This window comes from Methylosinus sp. LW3 (assembly GCF_000527115.1).
Taxonomy (GTDB): domain Bacteria; phylum Pseudomonadota; class Alphaproteobacteria; order Rhizobiales; family Beijerinckiaceae; genus Methylosinus.
This window is the reverse complement of record NZ_AZUO01000001.1, coordinates 1853556-1870783: the sequence shown is the minus strand read 5'-3', so window position 1 is coordinate 1870783 and position 17228 is coordinate 1853556. Positions and strand designations below refer to the sequence as shown.

Annotated in this window: 15 protein-coding genes; 13 read left to right on the top strand and 2 right to left on the bottom strand. The window is 65.5% G+C overall.

The window, feature by feature from the left end; all coding sequences use genetic code 11:
- Nucleotides 1-16: 16 nt before the first annotated feature.
- The 6 genes from secD (at nucleotide 17) to METLW3_RS0109450 (ending at nucleotide 5982) form a co-directional block, all read left to right on the top strand.
- Nucleotides 17-1606 carry a protein translocase subunit SecD gene (gene secD / locus METLW3_RS0109475; protein WP_024879686.1) on the top strand — a complete coding sequence of 530 codons (1590 nt, stop codon included), beginning with the start codon at nucleotides 17-19 and terminating at the stop codon, nucleotides 1604-1606.
- A gap of 11 nt (nucleotides 1607-1617) precedes the next feature.
- Entirely contained in the window at nucleotides 1618-2592 is a 975-nt protein-coding gene (gene secF, locus METLW3_RS0109470) for a protein translocase subunit SecF (protein ID WP_024879685.1), read from the top strand.
- Nucleotides 2592-2972, top strand: a complete 381-nt coding sequence (locus METLW3_RS0109465; RefSeq protein ID WP_024879684.1) for an MTH938/NDUFAF3 family protein — start codon at nucleotides 2592-2594, stop codon at nucleotides 2970-2972. The genes secF and METLW3_RS0109465 overlap by 1 nt, the downstream gene beginning before the upstream one ends.
- Before the next feature lie 17 nt (nucleotides 2973-2989).
- Complete coding sequence (locus METLW3_RS0109460) at nucleotides 2990-3868, top strand: squalene/phytoene synthase family protein (protein WP_024879683.1); 879 nt, start codon at nucleotides 2990-2992, stop codon at nucleotides 3866-3868.
- 97 nt (nucleotides 3869-3965) lie between these two features.
- Nucleotides 3966-5345, top strand: coding sequence for an ActS/PrrB/RegB family redox-sensitive histidine kinase (locus tag METLW3_RS0109455; RefSeq protein ID WP_024879682.1), 1380 nt, complete (start codon nucleotides 3966-3968; stop codon nucleotides 5343-5345).
- Nucleotides 5346-5382: 37 nt separating this feature from the next.
- Nucleotides 5383-5982, top strand: a complete 600-nt coding sequence (locus METLW3_RS0109450; RefSeq protein WP_024879681.1) for an ActR/PrrA/RegA family redox response regulator transcription factor — start codon at nucleotides 5383-5385, stop codon at nucleotides 5980-5982.
- Nucleotides 5983-6012: 30 nt separating this feature from the next.
- Here the strand turns inward: METLW3_RS0109450 and METLW3_RS0109445 are convergent, their stop codons facing one another.
- Nucleotides 6013-6468: an MmcB family DNA repair protein gene (locus METLW3_RS0109445; protein WP_024879680.1), complete on the bottom strand. Its 456-nt coding sequence runs from the start codon at nucleotides 6466-6468 to the stop codon at nucleotides 6013-6015.
- Between the two features lie 112 nt (nucleotides 6469-6580).
- Here METLW3_RS0109445 and METLW3_RS0109440 point away from each other — a divergent pair, with 112 nt between their 5' ends.
- Both METLW3_RS0109440 and METLW3_RS0109435 read left to right on the top strand, forming a co-directional pair.
- Nucleotides 6581-7663: a polyamine ABC transporter substrate-binding protein gene (locus METLW3_RS0109440; protein WP_024879679.1), complete on the top strand. Its 1083-nt coding sequence runs from the start codon at nucleotides 6581-6583 to the stop codon at nucleotides 7661-7663.
- A gap of 78 nt (nucleotides 7664-7741) precedes the next feature.
- A complete protein-coding gene (locus tag METLW3_RS0109435; protein WP_024879678.1) occupies nucleotides 7742-8872 on the top strand; it encodes a glycosyltransferase in 1131 nt (376 codons plus the stop codon).
- Between the two features lie 16 nt (nucleotides 8873-8888).
- On the opposite strand, the gene METLW3_RS0109430 is transcribed toward METLW3_RS0109435, so the two are convergent.
- Entirely contained in the window at nucleotides 8889-11000 is a 2112-nt protein-coding gene (locus METLW3_RS0109430; RefSeq protein ID WP_064032331.1) for a GumC family protein, read from the bottom strand.
- 451 nt (nucleotides 11001-11451) lie between these two features.
- Between METLW3_RS0109430 and METLW3_RS0109425 the strand changes: the two genes are divergently transcribed.
- Genes METLW3_RS0109425 through METLW3_RS0109405 form a run of 5 tightly spaced genes read left to right on the top strand, consistent with a single transcriptional unit; the run spans nucleotide 11452 to nucleotide 17189 of the window.
- Entirely contained in the window at nucleotides 11452-11694 is a 243-nt protein-coding gene (locus tag METLW3_RS0109425; RefSeq protein ID WP_024879676.1) for an acyl carrier protein, read from the top strand.
- Nucleotides 11694-12851: an acyl-CoA dehydrogenase family protein gene (locus METLW3_RS0109420; protein ID WP_024879675.1), complete on the top strand. Its 1158-nt coding sequence runs from the start codon at nucleotides 11694-11696 to the stop codon at nucleotides 12849-12851. Before METLW3_RS0109425 ends, METLW3_RS0109420 begins: the two co-directional genes overlap by 1 nt.
- 3 nt (nucleotides 12852-12854) lie before the next feature.
- On the top strand, nucleotides 12855-13766 hold the full coding sequence (locus METLW3_RS0109415; RefSeq protein ID WP_024879674.1) for an amino acid--[acyl-carrier-protein] ligase: 912 nt from the start codon (nucleotides 12855-12857) through the stop codon (nucleotides 13764-13766).
- A complete protein-coding gene (locus tag METLW3_RS0109410) occupies nucleotides 13726-14733 on the top strand; it encodes a DUF1839 family protein (protein WP_036308783.1) in 1008 nt (335 codons plus the stop codon). The genes METLW3_RS0109415 and METLW3_RS0109410 overlap by 41 nt, the downstream gene beginning before the upstream one ends.
- 5 nt (nucleotides 14734-14738) lie before the next feature.
- Nucleotides 14739-17189, top strand: a complete 2451-nt coding sequence (locus METLW3_RS0109405) for a hypothetical protein (protein WP_051465399.1) — start codon at nucleotides 14739-14741, stop codon at nucleotides 17187-17189.
- The last annotated feature ends 39 nt before the right edge of the window (nucleotides 17190-17228 follow it).

The window sequence follows — 17228 nt, the reverse complement described above, 5'->3', positions numbered from 1 at the left end:
ACAGGACCGACGATCCATGCTGCGCTTCGCCACCTGGAAGATCATCGCCATTCTGGCGCTGACGCTCGCCGCCGTTCTCGTCGTCGTCCCCAGCATGCTCGCGCCGGCGAGCGTCAAGGCGCTCGAAAACGCCCTGCCCTCCTGGGCGCAGCCGCGCACCATCGTGCTCGGCCTCGATCTGCAAGGGGGCTCCTATGTGATGCTGGAGGTAGACAAAGCCTCGGTGCTGCACACGCAGGTGACCAATCTGCGCGACGACGTGCGCCGCATCCTGCGCGAGGAGAAGATCGCCATCACCGGCGGCATAGGCGCGCAGACGCGCGGCGTGCAGCTGCGCATCCCCGACGCCGCCGAGCGCGCCAAAGTGCTGCCGAAGTTCCGCAATCTGGCGCAGGGCTTCGGCGCGAAAATCGGCGGCGCGCCGCCGCTGGAGGTGCGCGATTCGGGCGACGGCCTAGTGCAAATCGTCGTCACCGATTCCGGCGTGACCGACAAGGTCCGCCACGCGGTCGATCAGTCGATCGAGGTCATCCGCCGCCGAGTCGACGCGCTCGGCACGCGCGAGGCCAGCATTCAGCGCGAGGGCGACGATCGCATCATCGTCCAAGTGCCCGGCCTGCAGGACCCGGAACAGCTCAAGACCATTCTCGGACAGACCGCCAAGCTGGAGTTCCGCCTCGTCGCCGAGCCGGGCCAGAGCCAGTCCGAGCTCGAGGAGCTCGACCAGGTCGACCAGCCGGGCAAGATCGCCATCGAGAAGCAGATCATGGTGCAGGGCGAGGATTTGACCGACGCCCAGCCCGGCTTCGACCAGCAGCGCGGCGGCGAGCCGGTGGTCAATTTCCGCTTCAACATTCGCGGCGCACAGAAATTCGGTGAGGTCACCTCCAAGAATGTCGGCCGGCTCTTCGCCATCGTGCTCGACAATAAGGTGATATCGGCGCCGCGCATCCTGCAGCCGATCACCGGCGGCTCCGGCCAGATTTCCGGCCATTTCACCGTCGAGCAGGCCAACAACCTGTCGATCTTGCTGCGCGCCGGCGCCCTGCCCGCCAAGCTCGACATCATTGAGGAGCGCACCGTCGGCCCCGGCCTCGGCCAGGATTCGATCGACGCCGGCAAGCGCGCCGCCTATGTCGGCGCCGGCCTCGTCGTCGTCTATATGCTCATCACCTATGGCGTGTTCGGAATCTTCGCCAATCTGGCGCTGTTCGTCCATATCGCCTTCATCTTCGCCGGTCTGGTGCTGCTCGGCTCGACGCTGACGCTGCCGGGCATCGCCGGCATCGTGCTGACGATCGGCATGGCGGTCGACTCCAATGTGCTGATCTATGAGCGTATTCGCGAGGAGCAGCATGCCGGCCGCTCGATCCTCGCCGCGCTGGACGCGGGCTTCAACCGCGCCTTCGCGACCATCGTCGACTCCAATGTCACAATGTTCGTCGCCGCAGCGATCCTCTACTTCCTGGGCTCCGGCCCGGTGCGCGGCTTCGCCGTGTCGCTCGCGCTCGGCATTCTGACGACCATCGTCACCGCCGTCACCATGACGCGGATGATGATCGCGGTCTGGTATCATTACGCGCGCCCGACGCGCCTGCCGATCTGAGGGTGAAACAGATGAAGCTGCTGCGTCTCGCCCCGGAGAACACCAAGTTCCCCTTCATGCGGTTCCGCCGCGTGAGCTACCCCTTCTCGGCCGTGCTCTCGATATGCTCGATTCTGCTGTTCATCTTTAGCGGCATGAATTTCGGCATCGACTTCGCAGGCGGCACGGTCATCGAATTGCGCGCCAAAGCCGGCCAGGCCGAGATCGCGACCCTGCGCCAAACGATCGAGAAGCTCGAGCTCGGCGACGTCGAGGTGCAATCCTTCGGCAATCAATCCGATGCGACCGTCCGCTTCGGACCGCAGAAGGGCGGCGATTCCGCCCAGCAGGCGGCGGTCGAAAAGGTCCGCAGCTCGGTCGGCTCGGATTATGAGCTGCGCCGCGTCGAGGTGGTCGGCCCGCGCGTCTCCGGCGAGCTGGTGCAATCGGGAACGCTCGGCGTCGTGCTGTCGATCATCGCCGTGCTGACCTATTTGTGGTTCCGCTTCGAGTGGCAGTTCGCCATCGGCGCCGTGATCGCGACGATGCACGATCTCCTGCTCACAGTCGGCTTCTTCTCGCTCACGCATCTCGAATTCAATACGACGTCGATCGCGGCGATCCTGACCATCGTCGGCTATTCGCTGAACGAGACTGTCGTCGTGCTCGACCGTATCCGCGAGATGATGCGCAAATACAAGAAGATGCCGACAGATCAAATGATCGATCTCTCGATCAACGCCGTGCTGCCGCGCACGATCATGACGGCGACGACCGTGTTTCTGGCGCTTTTCTCGCTGGCGATCTTCGGCGGCCATGTGATCCGCTCCTTCTCGCTCGCGATGATCTGGGGCATTTTCGTCGCCACCTATTCCTCGGTCTTCATCTGCTCGCCCATGCTGATCTATCTCGGCCTGCGCAATGAGGATGCCGACAAGGCGCCGGAGGCGGCGCCGAGCAAGGGCTCCGCCAAGGCGACGACGCGCGCCAAGCCCAAAGCGGCCTGATGGCCGAGCTGGGTCGAGGCTTCGTTCCGGGCCGCTACAGGATCGAGACCTATGGCGGCGGCGGCTTTCGCTTCGCGGAAATGTCGCATCGCGGATCGCTGCTCGCCCTGCCCTCGGGGATTCATGCGCTGGAGGCCGTCGCCGCGGCGGAGATCGACGAGGCCACGCTCGCGCCGCTCTTCGACGAGAGCGCCGGCGCGGTCGAGCTGCTGATCTTCGGCTCAGGCGAGAATTTGCGACCGCCCTCCGCCGCCTTGCGCGCGCGGCTGAAGCAGGCGGGAATCATGGTCGAGGCCATGGCCACCGGCGCAGCCGTTCGCACATATAATATGCTGCTCGACGAGGACCGCCGCGTCGCCGCCGTGCTGATCGTGGTGTGAGCCGAGGTTTTTCGCCCATGGACGAGGCCGCGACGACCGAGCGCGAGACGGAGCTCGCCGACCATTACCGCCATTGCGAGGCCGCGCTGCGCGAGCAGGATCTCGACCTCTGGCTCGCCTGCCTGTTCGCGCCGGCGCAGGCGCGGCCGCATCTCCATGCGATCGGCGCTTTCTGCGCGGAGATTTCCAGCGTGCGGGCGCGCGTCTCGCAGCCGATTCTAGGCGAGATGCGGCTGCGCTGGTGGTACGATTCGCTGGAGGCGCCGGCCGATAGCGAGGGCGCCCGCGCCCATCCGATCGCCGACGCTCTTTTCGATACGCTCAACCGCTGCGCCATCCCCAGCGAGGAGGTCGTCGAGCTGCTCGAGGCTCATAGCTTCGATCTCTATGACGAGCAGATGGAGAGCCTCGCGGCGCTGGAGACCTATAGCGACCGCGTTTTCGGCGCGCCTCTGCGCTGGCGCGCCCGCGTCATCGACGCCGAGGACGCCGCACGGCAGGAGGAGGCGCTGCGCTTCGCCGGGCGCGCCTATGGCCTCACGGCGATTCTGCGCGCTCTTCCCCGCCATTTGGCGCAGGGTCAGCGATTCTTGCCGCTCGATCTTCTCGCGCGCCATCGCGCCGAGAGCGATTTCGTCGAGGCGAAGCTCACGCCAGCGCTCGCCGCCGCTCTGGCGGAGCTGCGCGGCAAGGCGCGCAATAATTTCGAAAAGGCGCGCAAAGCCGTGCGCGGCGATGGCGCAGCGCGCGCGGCGCTGCTGCCCGCAGCATTGATTCCGCTCTATCTCGGCGCGATGGAGCGCAAAGGGTTCGATCCGCTCCATATGATCGCCGAGCCGGCGCAATGGCGGCGGCAATGGCGGCTATGGCGCGCGGCAAGGGGGCGCGGCATATAGTCCTGCGGAAAATCGCTGCGGAGCACGGGCGAAACGCGCTACAAATCGCAGAGCCGCGCGTCTCGCGCTGCTGCAATTTTCGAGACGAAGCCGCCTCATGACAAACACCGCCGACGCCGATTTCGGCCATCAGGCCCGCCAGCTTCGCGTCGACACGCTCATCATCCTGCGCTGGCTGGCGATCGCCGGCCAGACCTTCGCGACGCTCGTCACCTTCTTCTATTTTCAGTTCGATTTTCCGATCGGGCTGAGCTTCATCGCCATCGCGACCTCGGCCTGCCTCAACGCCGCGCTGCGCCTGGCGACGACGCGCACCTTCCGCCTCGACGACGGCGAGGCGGCGCTGCTCTTGTCCTATGACATATTGCAGCTCTCGGCCCTGCTCTATCTCACCGGCGGCGTCGCCAATCCTTTCGCCATGCTGTTTCTGGCGCCGGTGATGATCTCGGCCGTGTCGCTGCCGCGCAAGCTGACCATTCTGCTCGGCGTGCTGATGATCGCCTCGGCGACGATACTGACCGTCGAGTTTCAGCCTTTGCCGTGGTACGAGGGCGTCGAGCTGCATTTCCCGCTGCTCTATCGCACCGGCGTCTGGACCGCGCTGGTGCTGAGCGCGGCCTTCGTCGGCCTCTACGCCGCGCGCGTTTCGGACGAGGCGCGGCAATTGTCGACGGCGCTGGCGGCGACCGAGCTGGTGCTGGAGCGCGAGCAGCATCTCTCGCAGCTGGACGGCCTCGCGGCCGCCGCCGCGCATGAGCTGGGCACGCCGCTCGCGACCATCGCCGTGGTGACGAAGGAGCTGCAGAAATCCGCGCCCGCGACAGCGCCGGCGCTCGCCGACGATCTCGCTCTGCTCGCGCAGGAGGCGCGGCGCTGCCGAGACATTCTGCGCAAGCTCGTCTCGCTCGGCCAAGCCGATACGGGCGGCCTGCTCGACATGCAGACGCTCGAGACCATGCTCGAGGAAGTGATCGAGCCGCATCGCGCCTTCGGCGTGGACATAGAGCTGACGCGGCGCGGCCCGCCCGCCGAGCCGAGCTTCTCGCGCAATCCCGGCATCGTCTACGGCCTCGGCAATCTCGTCGAGAACGCCGTCGATTTCGCCCTCTCGCGCGTGCGCATAGAGGCCTTGTGGTCCAAGGAGCTCGTCGTCATCGTCATAGAGGATGACGGCCCCGGCTTCTCGCAGGCGATTCTCAATCGCCTCGGCGATCCTTATGTCAGCGGACGTCCGACCGATCGGCGCACCAAGAACGAGCCCGGCTCCGGCCTCGGCCTCGGCCTCTTCATCGCCAAGACGCTGCTCGAACGCTCCGGCGCGACCGTGACGACGGCCAATGTGCAATCCCCGCAGACAGGCGCCAAGGTGACGATCTCCTGGCCCCGCACGGCGCTGGAGCGCTCCGTCGGCGCCGCCGAGGGAGGCGGGCGCGAGCGTGGCTTAGACCAACAAACGCCTTCGTCCGACGCGGCGTGATGCTATATTGAATAATCCCAAACCAGGACGACGACGCATGATCGACGACGCTGGCGCAGCCGAACACACCGATTTCGATGCGGCCGTGGAGGCCGCGCTCGGGGAGCTCCCGCAGGAGCGCTCGCTGCTGATCGTGGAGGACGACAAGCCCTTCCTCAGCCGACTCACGCGCGCGATGGAGGCGCGCGGACTTCTCGTCACCGCGGTCGAGAGCGTCGCCGACGGACTGGCAGCCGTCGAAGCCGCCCCGCCCGCCTTCGCCATCATCGACATGCGGCTCGGCGACGGCAATGGCCTCGACGTCATCTCCTCGCTCAAGGTGAAGCGGCCGGACGCGCGCGGCATCATCCTCACCGGCTATGGCAATATCGCCACGGCGGTGACGGCGGTGAAGCTCGGCGCCTTCGACTATCTGGCCAAGCCCGCCGACGCCGACGAAATCTATCATGCGCTGATGGCGACGAAGATCGACAAGCCCGACGCGGTCGACAATCCCATGTCGGCGGATCGCGTGCGCTGGGAGCATATTCAGCGCGTCTATGAGAGCTGCGACCGCAATGTGTCGGAGACGGCGCGCCGCCTCAACATGCATCGCCGCACCCTGCAGCGCATATTGGCCAAGCGTGCGCCGAGATGAGCGCGCCGCGATGACGCACGGCGGCGCGGGTCAGAATTCGTCGCGATGCAGGGCGTAATGGAGCCGCTCCGCCGCCGCGCCGGCGAAGCGCAGCAGCATGGCCTTGCGGCTGGCCGGAGCGAGCTTATGGACCGGCGCCTCGCGCGTCAGCATGGCGCCATGCGCGTCGGCGACGATGAGGCCGGCGTCCGCGGGAAAGGCCTCCTCGGAAAGATCGCAGGGAATGGCGAAATAAAAGCGATCACAATGGAGGCGATACTCCATCCATTTGCGATCGGCGCGGAAATCGGCGAGCGAGCTCTTCACCTCGATGATGCGCAATGCGCCATCCGGCGCGAGAGCGACGAGATCGGCCCGCCGCCCGCCCGGCAGCGGCAGCTCCGCGAGGACGGAAAAACCCGCCGCGCGCAAATAGCGGCGCGCGCCGCGCGTCACGAGACGGGCGTTTTGCTCGCGCAGACTTTCCAGCGGAGAGGCGGACTCCATCGCATAATCTCGGAATGGCGGGAGAGCGAGAGGTCGGCCATTGTGCCCATGAGGCGACGCGCCGCGCAAGCGTCGAAGCAAATCGCCGGGCGTTGAGGGAGAGCAGGTCCGAATGAGAATCCTCGCCGCATGTCTGTTCGCGCTCGGGGGCGCCATGGGCGCGCAGGGCGCCGAGCGGGTCGTCAACATCTTCAATTGGAGCGATTATATCGACCCGCGCGTGCTCGAGGATTTCACCCGCGAGACGGGCGTCAAGGTCGTCTACGACACCTATGATTCCAACGAGATATTGGAGACGCGCCTGCTCGCCGGCGCCGCCGGCTATGATGTCGTCGTTCCCTCGGCGACCTTTCTGCAAAGGCAGATCAAGGCCGGCGTCTATCGCCCGCTCGACAAGAGCCGGCTGAAGAATATCGACAATGTCTGGCCGGAGATCGCGCAGCGTCTCTCGCGCTATGATCCGGGCAACGCCCATGCCGTGAGCTATATGTGGTTCACCACCGGCGTCGCTTATAATGTCGCAAAGATCAAAGAGCGCATCGGCGACAAGCCGATCACCTCCTGGGACCAGGTGCTGAAGCCGGAAAATCTGCGCAAATTCGCCGATTGCGGCGTCTATGTGCTCGATAGTCCCGAAGATCTCTTCTCGGTCACGCTCAATTATCTGAAGCTCGATCCCAATTCCAAGGATCCGGGCGACATTCGGCGCGCCGCCGATCTGCTCTCCGGCCTGCGGCGGCACATAAAGAAATTCCACTCCTCGGAATATATCAATGCGCTCGCCAATGGCGACATTTGCCTCGCCATCGGCTGGGCCGGCGACAGCTTCCAGGCGCGCAATCGCGCGCGCGAGGCCGCCAATGGCGTCGAGATCGCTTATGTGATCCCGCAGGAAGGGACGTTGATGTCGCTCGACAGCCTCGCCATCCCCAAGGACGCGCCGCACCCGGACGAGGCGCATCTCTTCATCGATTATCTGCTGCGGCCGGAGGTCGCCGCCCGCAACACCAAGATCACCAATTTCGCCAATGGCGTCGGCGCCTCGCGGCCGCTGGTGGACAAGGAGATCGCCGACAATCCGGCCATCTATCCCGATGCGGCGACGATGAAGCGCCTCTTCACCGTCACGGCGCCGGATCAGCCGATCCAGAAGATCGTCACCCGCGAATGGACGCGGGTGAAGACCGGCCGCTGAGAAAAACGGTTCGCCTCTTGCTCCGAGTGGGATGGCGGCGCCGCCGCCGTCTCATTCTGAAACAGGACGGAGCCATCGATGATCCGCGCGACCGAACGCAAGAAGACGCTGTTCCTGGTCTCGACGGCCACACAGCCTTGCGGCGTCGAATCCTTCGCCCGCCATGTGGCGGCGCGCTGGGGCGAGCTCGGCCTCGAGGCGCAACGGCTCGCCGTCTCCGGCAAGCTCGGCGATTGGGCGGCGATCTGGCGCGCGCTCGGCGAGGTCGACGCCATTGCGATCAATCTGCCGGTCGTGGCCTGGAAAAAGGTCGTGCTTACGCCGCTCGTCGCGCTCATCCTCGCGCTGCTGCGCGGGCGCGGCCGTGTCCTCGTCCTGCATGAATGGGCCGATCTCGACTGGCGCCGCCGTCTCATCGTCTCCGTCTACGCCCTCTTCGCGCAGCGTTTCGTCTTCTCCTCGCCCTTCGTGCGCGAGGGCTTCGCCAAAGGCGCCGTCACGCGCTTTCTGGCCGCCCGCAGCGCCATCGCGCCCATCCCCTCCAATATTCCGCCGACCGCGCCGGATGGCCCCTCCCCGCTCGCCGAACGCATTGGCGCCGCGCGCGCCGAGGGGCGCATCGTCATCGGCCATTTCGGCTCGATCTATCCCAAGAAGCAATCCGACTTCGTGCTCGATGTCGCAGCGAGGCTGCGCGACTCCGGCCGGCCGGTCCTCTGCCTCTTCATCGGCGGCTTCGTCAAAGGCGTCGATCGCATCGAGGAGGATTTCCGCGCCAAGACGCAGGCGCTCGGCCTCGCCGAGGATTGCCTCGTGACCGGCTATGTCGACGGCCATCGCGATCTGCATGCGCTCTTTGCCGAGGTCGACTGCTTCCTCTATCGCTTTCCCGAAGGGCTCACCTCGCGCCGCGGCAGCGTGCTCGCCTGCCTGCAATCCGGCAAGCCGGTGATCGTCAATGCGCCGCGCGAGGCGGGCGAATTCGACCATCATCGCGCCTATCGCCGCGCCATCGCCGACGGCTCGCTGAAGCTGCTCGCCAATGACGCCGATGCGCGCGCTTATGCGGACTGCCTCGCGCGCACGGAAAGCCTGCCGTCACGCTCGCTCTCGCCGCTCTACGATCAGTGCTGGCGCGACGCGGCCGCCGCGATCGCCGCCACGCTCGACGTCGAGCCCATGAGCGCCGCGCCGTTTCCCGCCGAGTGAAGAAAAGGTCGGCCGCTCAGGCGGTCTTGCGCGTCTCCGCGCGACGGCGCGCATCGCGGCGCGGCAGCCAGGGATCGCTATGATCGACTCGCAAAATCACCGCGATCTTGGCGCGCAGCGCCGCGGGAAGCTCGGCGATCGCTGTCTCTTCATCCTGATCGCGGCCGAGCACCGGCGCCACAAAGTCGAGCCGCTCGAACATGCTCTCGTCCGAGCCGACGCCATCGCAGAGCACAATGTCGACCTCCGCCGGAATGCCGTCGCGGAAGCCATCGACGATGCGTTCCACGGCGCCCGCCGCGCGCGAGCGTCGATCGATCGCCGGCAGCGCCAGCAGCACACTGTCGCCGGTGCGCACAAAAGGATCGTCGGCGTCGCCGAACGCCTCGAGCCCGTCCTCTATGAGAACGGTGAGCGCCGCATGATCGCGGTCCGCATCGACGAGCGCCACCTCGAGATGCTGCAGCCGCAGCGCCAGAGCGATATTGACGGCCATCACCGTGCGAATGGAGCCGGGCGCATCGCCGACCAGCCCGATGACGAGCGGCCGATGCGCGCTCTCGGCGACCAGCGCGCCGAAGCGCGACACCACCGCCTCGAGCTCGCGGCGATCGGCGAAAGGCCGCACGAAAGGAATGCCGAGCCGCGTCAGCTCGAGCCTCTCCGGCCCCGCCGTCGGCCCGCGCACGGTGAATTTCGTCGCATCGGTCACAGCGACGCGCACCGGCTCGGTCTCGACATCGCGACGCGGACCAGACTCGGGCGCGCCGCCAAATCCGCGCTCACGCAGAAAAGCGAGGCCGAGACCCAGAGTGAGGCCGGCGACGAAGCCCGCGCCCGTCATCAGCCCGGCGCCGGGCGGAAAGCTGCGCGCGATCGGCGGCGTCGCCATTGTGATGATATGCGTGCTGGCGGCGTCGAGCTGCCGCGCCTCGCCGGTCTGACGCGAGCGCGTGAGGAAGGATTCGTAGATCGTGCGGCTGACCTCGACCTCGCGCTCGAGATCGCGAAGCTTGACCGAAGCTTGCGCCGAGACGACGGCCTTGCCCTCGAGCTTCTGCATCTCGCGGTTCAGCGCCTCCTCGGTGCTGCGCGCGCGCTCATAATCCTTGCGCAACGAAACGGCGACGCGCGCCAGCTCGGTATTGACGAGGCGCTTGGTCTCGGCGAGCCGCGCCGTCGCATTTTTGACGACCGGATGCTGCGGCCCGAGCTCGGCGGAGAGATCGGCGAGCTTTTGCGCCGCCTCCGCCTGCTGGCCGCGCAGCGCGTTCAACGTCATCAAATTCATATTGGCGGCGATGGCCGCGAGCTCCGTGTCCGAATGCGCCGCGCGCTGCACCTGCTCGAAGCGCGAGCGCGTGTCCTCGAGCCGGGTGCGGGCGAAGGTGAGCTGCTGATTGAGCTCTTTCAGCCGCTGCTCGTCTATGTAGGAATCGCGCGTGCCGACGAAGCCGTTCTCCGCCTTATAGGCCTCGACGGATTTTTCCGCGGCGAGCAGACGCTCGCGCAGCCCGTCGAGACGCCCGGTGAAGGAGGTCGCCGCCTGCTGCGCGGCGTCCTTATGCATCGTCGAGCGCACATCGATATAGGCCTGCGCCACAGCATTGGCGATGCGCGCCGATTTCTGCGCATTGTCGCTCGAGGCGGCGATGTCGATGATAAAGGTGCGCTCGGGACGGCGCACCATGACTTTCGTGCCGAGAGCGCGCACGGCGCCGTCGACGATCTCCTCCTTCGTCGGCGCGCGGCCGAAGCGGCCGAACAACTTGCCGAACAAGGACGTCGATGCGCCGAACTCGGGATCGTCGGTGAGCTTCTCCGCCTCCACGACGCGCTCGAGCACGACCTGCGAGGTCAAGATGCGCGTCTGCGTCTCGACGAAATTGATGAAGCCGGTCGAATCCTGGCCCTGATTGGCGTCGCCCTCGAGACCGGGAAGCCCGCGCGGATCGAGATAGATCTGCGCGGCCGCGACATAGCGCGGCGTCAGCAGCTTGGTGAGCGCATAGCCGCCGACCGCGCAGGCGAGCGCGACGGACAGGATGAAAAGCTTGTTGCGAAGCGCGAGCGAGATCAAGCGTCCCGGCGTCAGCGAGGAGCGCGCGCGCGGAGGCTCCGCGGCCATGGGCCGCTGGCTTTCTGCGAGACTTTTCGACCCGGATTCATAATCCAACATCACGCGAGTTCCGTTCCGACGTCGAACAAGCGAGCACAGTCCCGCATTCGCGTTGAAGGCGAATGTTCCATTTCATGGTTAACGTTTCTTAAACTCCTCTCTCTCATTCATCCTCTTCATGTCGAAAATAGGGTCCGCGGAGACGATTCGCCACGTTTCACGGTCATGACAGAATTCGAGACGCCTCGAGTGTCTCAGCCATGTCCAGAGCATCATAGCCGCGTATCATTTTCACGCAAATGGCCGCGTATTTCTTGCCTGAACGGGTCAAATTTTATGGAACGAATTTGGCAATGATCAAATCCGCAAACTGTTCACCAACGAGCGGCAATTTAGCTGAAAATGCTGCGCGAGCGCGTATGGTGACGATGAACCTCGAGCTTGGTCGATGGAGATAATGATGCTCGATACGATTAGACGACTCGTCGACGAACAAGGTCGCTTGGCCGTGGCCGCCGAAGCGATCGGCGACAACGCCGATCTCTACGCCACGGGCCTCACATCTTTCGCCGCGGTCCAGCTGATGCTGGCGCTCGAAGAGACCTTCGACGTCGAATTCCCCGACCGCATGCTCAACCGTCGCAGCTTCTCCTCGATCGCCTCGATCGCCGGCTGCCTGCACGAGCTCAAGGAAGCCGCCTGATGAATGCGCCACTCGATCGCGGAGCGAATGTCGTTGCGACGGCCGCCCGCCACGCCGACGATGTCGATCGCAAAGGCCGCTTCCCGATCGAAGCGTTTCAGGCCCTCAAGGACGCACGCCTGCTCTCGCTGCAGATCCCGATCGAATTCGGCGGCGGCGGAGCCTCGCTCGCGGATGTCGCGGAGCTCTGCACGTCGCTCGGCCAGCATTGCGCCTCGACCGCGATGGTCTTCGCCATGCATCAGATCAAAGTGTCGAGCCTCATCGCGCATGGCCGCGGCAGCGCCTGGCACGAGAGCTTCATGCGCCGCGTCGCCGACGAGCAGCTGCTGCTCGGCTCTGCGACGACGGAAGGCGGCGTCGGCGGCAATATGCGCAACAGCATTTGCGCCTTCGAGCGTGACGGCGCGACATTCCGCATCGCCAAGGAAGGCGCGCTGATTTCCTACGGCGCCTATTCGGACGCGATCCTCGTCACCGCGCGCCGCTCGGCAGACGCTCCGCCCTCCGATCAGCTGATGGCCGTGCTCGAGAAAAGCCAATATCGGCTCGATCGTACCGGCGGCTGGGATGCGCTCGGCATGCGCGGCACTTGCAGCGAAGGCTTCACCTTCAGCGGCGAGGCCCCCGTCGAGCAAATATTCACCCATGACTTCGCCGAGATCGCCTCCGAGTCCATGCTCGCGACCGCGCATCTCCTGTGGAGCGCGGTTTGGTACGGCGTCGCCTCTGACGCGCTCTCGCGCGCGCAATCCTTCGTGCGCAAGGACGCACGTCGTCATCCCAATGGCCCGGCTCCCGGCGCGCTGCGCCTCGCCGAGGCGACGGCCAAGCTACAACTCATGCGCTCCAATATCGTCCAAGGGCTGAAGCGCTTCGCCAAGGCGCAGAAGAACGAGGATGATCTCAATTCGATGAGCTTCGCCGTCGCGATGAACAACATCAAGATCGGCTCGTCGCAGCTCTCGATCGAGATCATCAATCATGCGCTGCTGATCGCCGGCATCGCCGGCTACAAGAACGACACGCCCTTCAGCGTCGGCCGCCATATGCGCGACGCGCTCTCGGCGCAGGTGATGATCTCCAATGATCGCATCTTCACCAATCTGTCCACCATGCTGCTCGCGCAGCGCATCGACCAGCGGCTGGGAGACTGACCCATGTGCCAGGCCTGCGACAGCTTCCTCGATCGCCTCTTCGCCAAGGGCGTTCTGCATGAGACCGGCGTCGACGGACTCTATGGCCGTGGGCAGGCCTTCGAGGCGGTCATAGAGGGAATGGATCGGCTGATCACGCGCCTCGCCGAAGGCGATCACGCCGAGGTCATCCGCTTTCCGCCCGGCATGAATCGCGCGCTCTTCGAGAAGAGCGGCTATATGAAGAATTTCCCGCAGCTCGCCGGCACGGTGCACAGCTTCGCCGGAAGCGAGAAGGACCATCTCGCCCTTCTCGACAATATTCACAACGGCGGCGACTGGACCGGCGGTCAGGGCGCGACCGACATCGTGCTCACGCCCGCCGCCTGCTATCCGCTCTATCCGATCGTCGCGCGCCGCGGCCAGCTCGCGCCCGAGGGCGGCCTTTTCGACATTCAATCCTATTGCTTCCGTCACGAGCCGTCGAAGGATCCGGCGCGCATGCAAATGTTCCGCATGCGCGAGTTCGTTCGCATCGGCCTGCCGGAGCAGGCCGCGAGCTTCCGCGAATCCTGGCTGGAGCGCGCCCGCGGCTTCGCCGAGACGCTCGAGCTGCCGCATCATATCGATGTGGCGAATGATCCATTCTTTGGCCGCGCCGGACGCATGATGGCCTCGAGCCAGCGCGAGCAGGCGCTGAAATTCGAGCTTTTGGTGCCGATCGAGAGCACGGAAAATCCGACCGCGTGCCAGAGCTTCAACTATCATCAGGACCACTTCGGCGAGCTCTGGGGCATCAAGACCGCTTCGGGCGAGACGGCGCATACCGCATGCGTCGGCTTCGGCATGGAGCGCCTCGCCCTCGCCTTGTTCAAACATCACGGGATCGACACCAATGGCTGGCCGACCTCAGTCCGCGCTGCTCTCTCTCTCTGACGCAGAGCTTTCGCCGCCGAAGCCGGCGAAGCCGCATTTCCGTCACGCGCTGCATCATGCAGAGCGTGATTGGCCGCAGACCAATTGCTATGTCGATCTCATGATCGAGCTCGTCGCCATGCGCGGCTTCGAGCCGGAGGCCATGCTCGGCTTCACGCTGGCGCAGGATTACGAAGAAGATCAGTTCACCTTCTTCAAGCCCCGCCTCGCCGATCTCGAGCGTCTCTACGGCCTGCGCGTCGAGGAGCTGGCGCTCTATGATCGACTGGACGATCACATCGCGCGCCAGACCACGCGCGGCCGCGTGGTGATGGTGGAGGTGGACGGCTATCATCTGCCGGACACGCGCGGCGTCACCTATCGCATCGATCACTCCAAGACGACGATCGGCGTCACGGAAATCGATCTTTCCGCGCGGCGGATCGACTATTTCCACAATGACGGCTATTTCGCGCTCGACGGCGAGGACTTCGACGCGATCTTCGGCCGCGCCGGCGAGGCGCGCGATCTCGCCGCTCTGTTTCCTTACGCCGAATTCGTGCGCTTCGACCGCGAGCGCACACATGCGGATTTGCGCGGAGCGGCGGAAGAGCTGGCGAGCGAGCATTTCGCGCGCCGCCCCAGCGACAATCCGATCCGCGCCTTCGCCGCGCGCTTCCCCGCGCTGTGGAATGTGCTGGAAGCGCGCCCGCCGTGCTTCTTCCACAGCCTCGCCTTCAACACGTTTCGCCAGCTCGGCGCCAATTTCGAGCTGCTCGGCAGCCATCTCGATTGGCTGCGGCCGGATGGCGATCTCGCCGCCGAGGCGAACGCCTGCCGACGCATTTCGGCCGGCGCCAAGGCGATGCAGTTCCAGGCGGCGCGCGCCTCTGCGCGCAAGCGCGTCTATGATCCGCGCGAGACGCTCGACGAGCTCGCCGGCGTCTATGACGGCTTGTTCGGAGGTCTCTCGGCGAAGCTGCGCTGAGGCCGATGATGCGTGCGCGCGTCGAAGGAGAAAAGCGCCAGCGCCTCGCCGCCGCTTGGACTTTCGCGATCGACGAGGCCGGCGAATGGACGGAGCCCTCCACCATTCCCGGCGCCGCGTCTTGGCGCGCCGCGCGCGTTCCCGGCACGCTGGCGCAGGCGCTGATCGATGAAGGCGCGCGCTTCGACGAGCTGCCGCCGCTCGACGCCATCGACGTCTGGTACAAGACCTCCTTCGTCAATTCGACGCCGGCCGAATTGCGCCTGCACGGCCTCGCCACGCTCGCGGACGTCTATCTCGACGGACGGCTCGCGCTGCGCTCGGACAATATGTTCGACGCGCATGCAATAGAGGTCGCGACGCCCGGCGCGCATGATCTTCATATTCGCTTCCGCTCCGTCGAGCGCGAGATCGCGACGAAGAGCGGTCGCGCGCGCTGGCGGCCGCGCATGATAACGCCGGCGGGCCTGCGCCACATACGCACGACGGCGCTCGGCCGCCTTCCCGGCTTCGCGCCGCCGACGCCGCCCGTCGGTCCCTGGCGCGAGATCGAGCTGATCGAGCATGGCGCGCTGCGCCTGCGCAATGTGCATATGCGCGCCACCGTCCGCGATGGTCGCGCCAGCCTGCACGTCGCCCTCGAAATTTCCGGCCTCACGGATTCGTCCGCGCAGCTCTTTTGCGGCGGAGCGGAAGCGCCCTTCACGCGCGTTGCGGATAATCGCATCATCGCCGAGCTGTCGCCGCCCGACGCGCGGCTGTGGACGCCACATACGCATGGCGAGCCGCATCTCTATGATGTCTCGGCGACAATCGGCGCGCATCGCATCGATCTCGGCCGCACCGGCTTTCGTGATATTCGCGTCGATCGCGGCGCGGATGGCGTCGGCTTCGCGCTACAGGTGAACGATATTCCGCTGTTCTGCCGCGGCGCCTGCTGGACGACGGCGGACGCCGTGTCGCTCGCCGGCGGCAGAGAGGATTGCGCGCCGCTGCTGCGCGCGATGCGCGACGCCGGCATGAATATGGTTCGCGTCCCCGGCGTCACTCTCTATGAGAGCGATGATTTCTACGCGCTCTGCGACGAGCTCGGACTCTTGGTTTGGCAGGATTTCGCCTTCGCCAATTTCGATTATCCGTTTCAGGATGCGGCCTTCCGCGCCAGCGTCGAGCGCGAGGCGGCGGAATTTCTGGCGCGCACGCGATCTTCGCCTTCGCTCGCCGTGCTCTGCGGCGGCAGCGAGGTCTATCAGCAAGCGTCGATGCTGGGCCTCGCCGAGGCCAAATGGCGCTCGCCTTTCTTCGACGAGACTCTGCCGAAGCTCATCGAAGCGGAGCGTCCCGACACCATTTATGTCGAGAACTCGCCCTCCGGCGGCCCCCTGCCCTTCCATGCCGATGTCGGCGTCTCGCATTACTATGGCGTCGGCGCCTATCGCCGCGGCCTGGACGATGCGCGCCGCGCCAATGTGCGCTTCGCTTCCGAATGTCTCGGCTTCGCCAATATTGCGGATGACGCCGCGCTGCGCCGCGACTTCGGCGACGACCCGCTCGGCTCGAAGCTCTTCGCCGAACGCATCGCGCGCGACATGGGCGCGACGCAGACTTTCGGCGACGTCACCGAACATTACATGCGCCTGCTCTATCGCTGTGATCCGGCGACGCTGCGCGAGAGCGATCCGCAGCTCTATCTCGACATAGCGCGCGCCGCAGTGGCCGAGACGATGGAAGCGACGATCGGCGAATGGCGACGCGGCGGCTCCACGACTCATGGCGCCATCGTCTGGTTCCTCGAGGATCTTTGGCCCGGCGCCGGCTGGGGCGTTCTCGATGCGCACGGCGAGCCGAAATCCGCCTATCACGCTTTGGCGCGCGCCTTTCGTCCGCTGTCGCTCATGCTCACCGACGAAGGCGTCAACGGGCTTTTCGCGCATTTGCGCAATGACGGACCGCAACGCATCGAGGGCGAGATTTCGCTGGCCTGCTATCGCGACGGCCATGTGCCGGTGATGAAGGCGAGCCGCAACGTCGCCGTCGAGCCGCATGACGTCGCAACATTGCGCGATGCGGAATTCTGGGGCGGGTTTTTCGATACGGCGCTCGCCTATAATTTCGGGCCGCCGTCGCATGATTTGACCGTCGCGCGCTTCATCGGCGCGAATGGCGTCGAGCGCGAGGCCTTCCATTTTCCGCTCGGTCGCAGCGCCGCGAAATCGCAGCTCGGATTGACGGCGGAGATAGAGGAAGACGATAGCGGATTCACTCTCGCTCTATCGACGACTATCGCCGCGCAATCGGTGGCGATCGAGGATGAATTCTTTCTGCCTCGCGAAAATTGGCTGCATCTCGCTCCGGGCGCGACGCGGCGCATTCGCCTCGTCGCGCGATCGGCCGATGGGAAACGCCCCAAGGGCGTCGCGAGAGCGCTGAATGGGGAAGCGATCCGCTACGGCTAGAGTTTTCGAGCGAAGTGGGAACCGGTTCGCGTGAAGAAA

Bases quoted from the DNA above. Each gene is read 5' to 3' on its own strand.
- METLW3_RS0109445 (WP_024879680.1), bottom strand. From the start codon at position 6,468: ATGGAGTCCGCCTCTCCGCTGGAAAGTCTGCGCGAGCAAAACGCCCGT.
- METLW3_RS0109455 (WP_024879682.1), top strand. From the start codon at position 3,966: ATGACAAACACCGCCGACGCCGATTTCGGCCATCAGGCCCGCCAGCTT.
- METLW3_RS0109425 (WP_024879676.1), top strand. From the start codon at position 11,452: ATGCTCGATACGATTAGACGACTCGTCGACGAACAAGGTCGCTTGGCC.
- METLW3_RS0109450 (WP_024879681.1), top strand. From the start codon at position 5,383: ATGATCGACGACGCTGGCGCAGCCGAACACACCGATTTCGATGCGGCC.
- METLW3_RS0109430 (WP_064032331.1), bottom strand. From the start codon at position 11,000: ATGGCCGCGGAGCCTCCGCGCGCGCGCTCCTCGCTGACGCCGGGACGC.
- METLW3_RS0109460 (WP_024879683.1), top strand. From the start codon at position 2,990: ATGGACGAGGCCGCGACGACCGAGCGCGAGACGGAGCTCGCCGACCAT.
- secF (WP_024879685.1), top strand. From the start codon at position 1,618: ATGAAGCTGCTGCGTCTCGCCCCGGAGAACACCAAGTTCCCCTTCATG.
- METLW3_RS0109435 (WP_024879678.1), top strand. From the start codon at position 7,742: ATGATCCGCGCGACCGAACGCAAGAAGACGCTGTTCCTGGTCTCGACG.
- METLW3_RS0109410 (WP_036308783.1), top strand. From the start codon at position 13,726: ATGGCTGGCCGACCTCAGTCCGCGCTGCTCTCTCTCTCTGACGCAGAG.
- METLW3_RS0109415 (WP_024879674.1), top strand. From the start codon at position 12,855: ATGTGCCAGGCCTGCGACAGCTTCCTCGATCGCCTCTTCGCCAAGGGC.
- METLW3_RS0109420 (WP_024879675.1), top strand. From the start codon at position 11,694: ATGAATGCGCCACTCGATCGCGGAGCGAATGTCGTTGCGACGGCCGCC.
- METLW3_RS0109405 (WP_051465399.1), top strand. From the start codon at position 14,739: ATGATGCGTGCGCGCGTCGAAGGAGAAAAGCGCCAGCGCCTCGCCGCC.
- METLW3_RS0109440 (WP_024879679.1), top strand. From the start codon at position 6,581: ATGAGAATCCTCGCCGCATGTCTGTTCGCGCTCGGGGGCGCCATGGGC.
- secD (WP_024879686.1), top strand. From the start codon at position 17: ATGCTGCGCTTCGCCACCTGGAAGATCATCGCCATTCTGGCGCTGACG.
- METLW3_RS0109465 (WP_024879684.1), top strand. From the start codon at position 2,592: ATGGCCGAGCTGGGTCGAGGCTTCGTTCCGGGCCGCTACAGGATCGAG.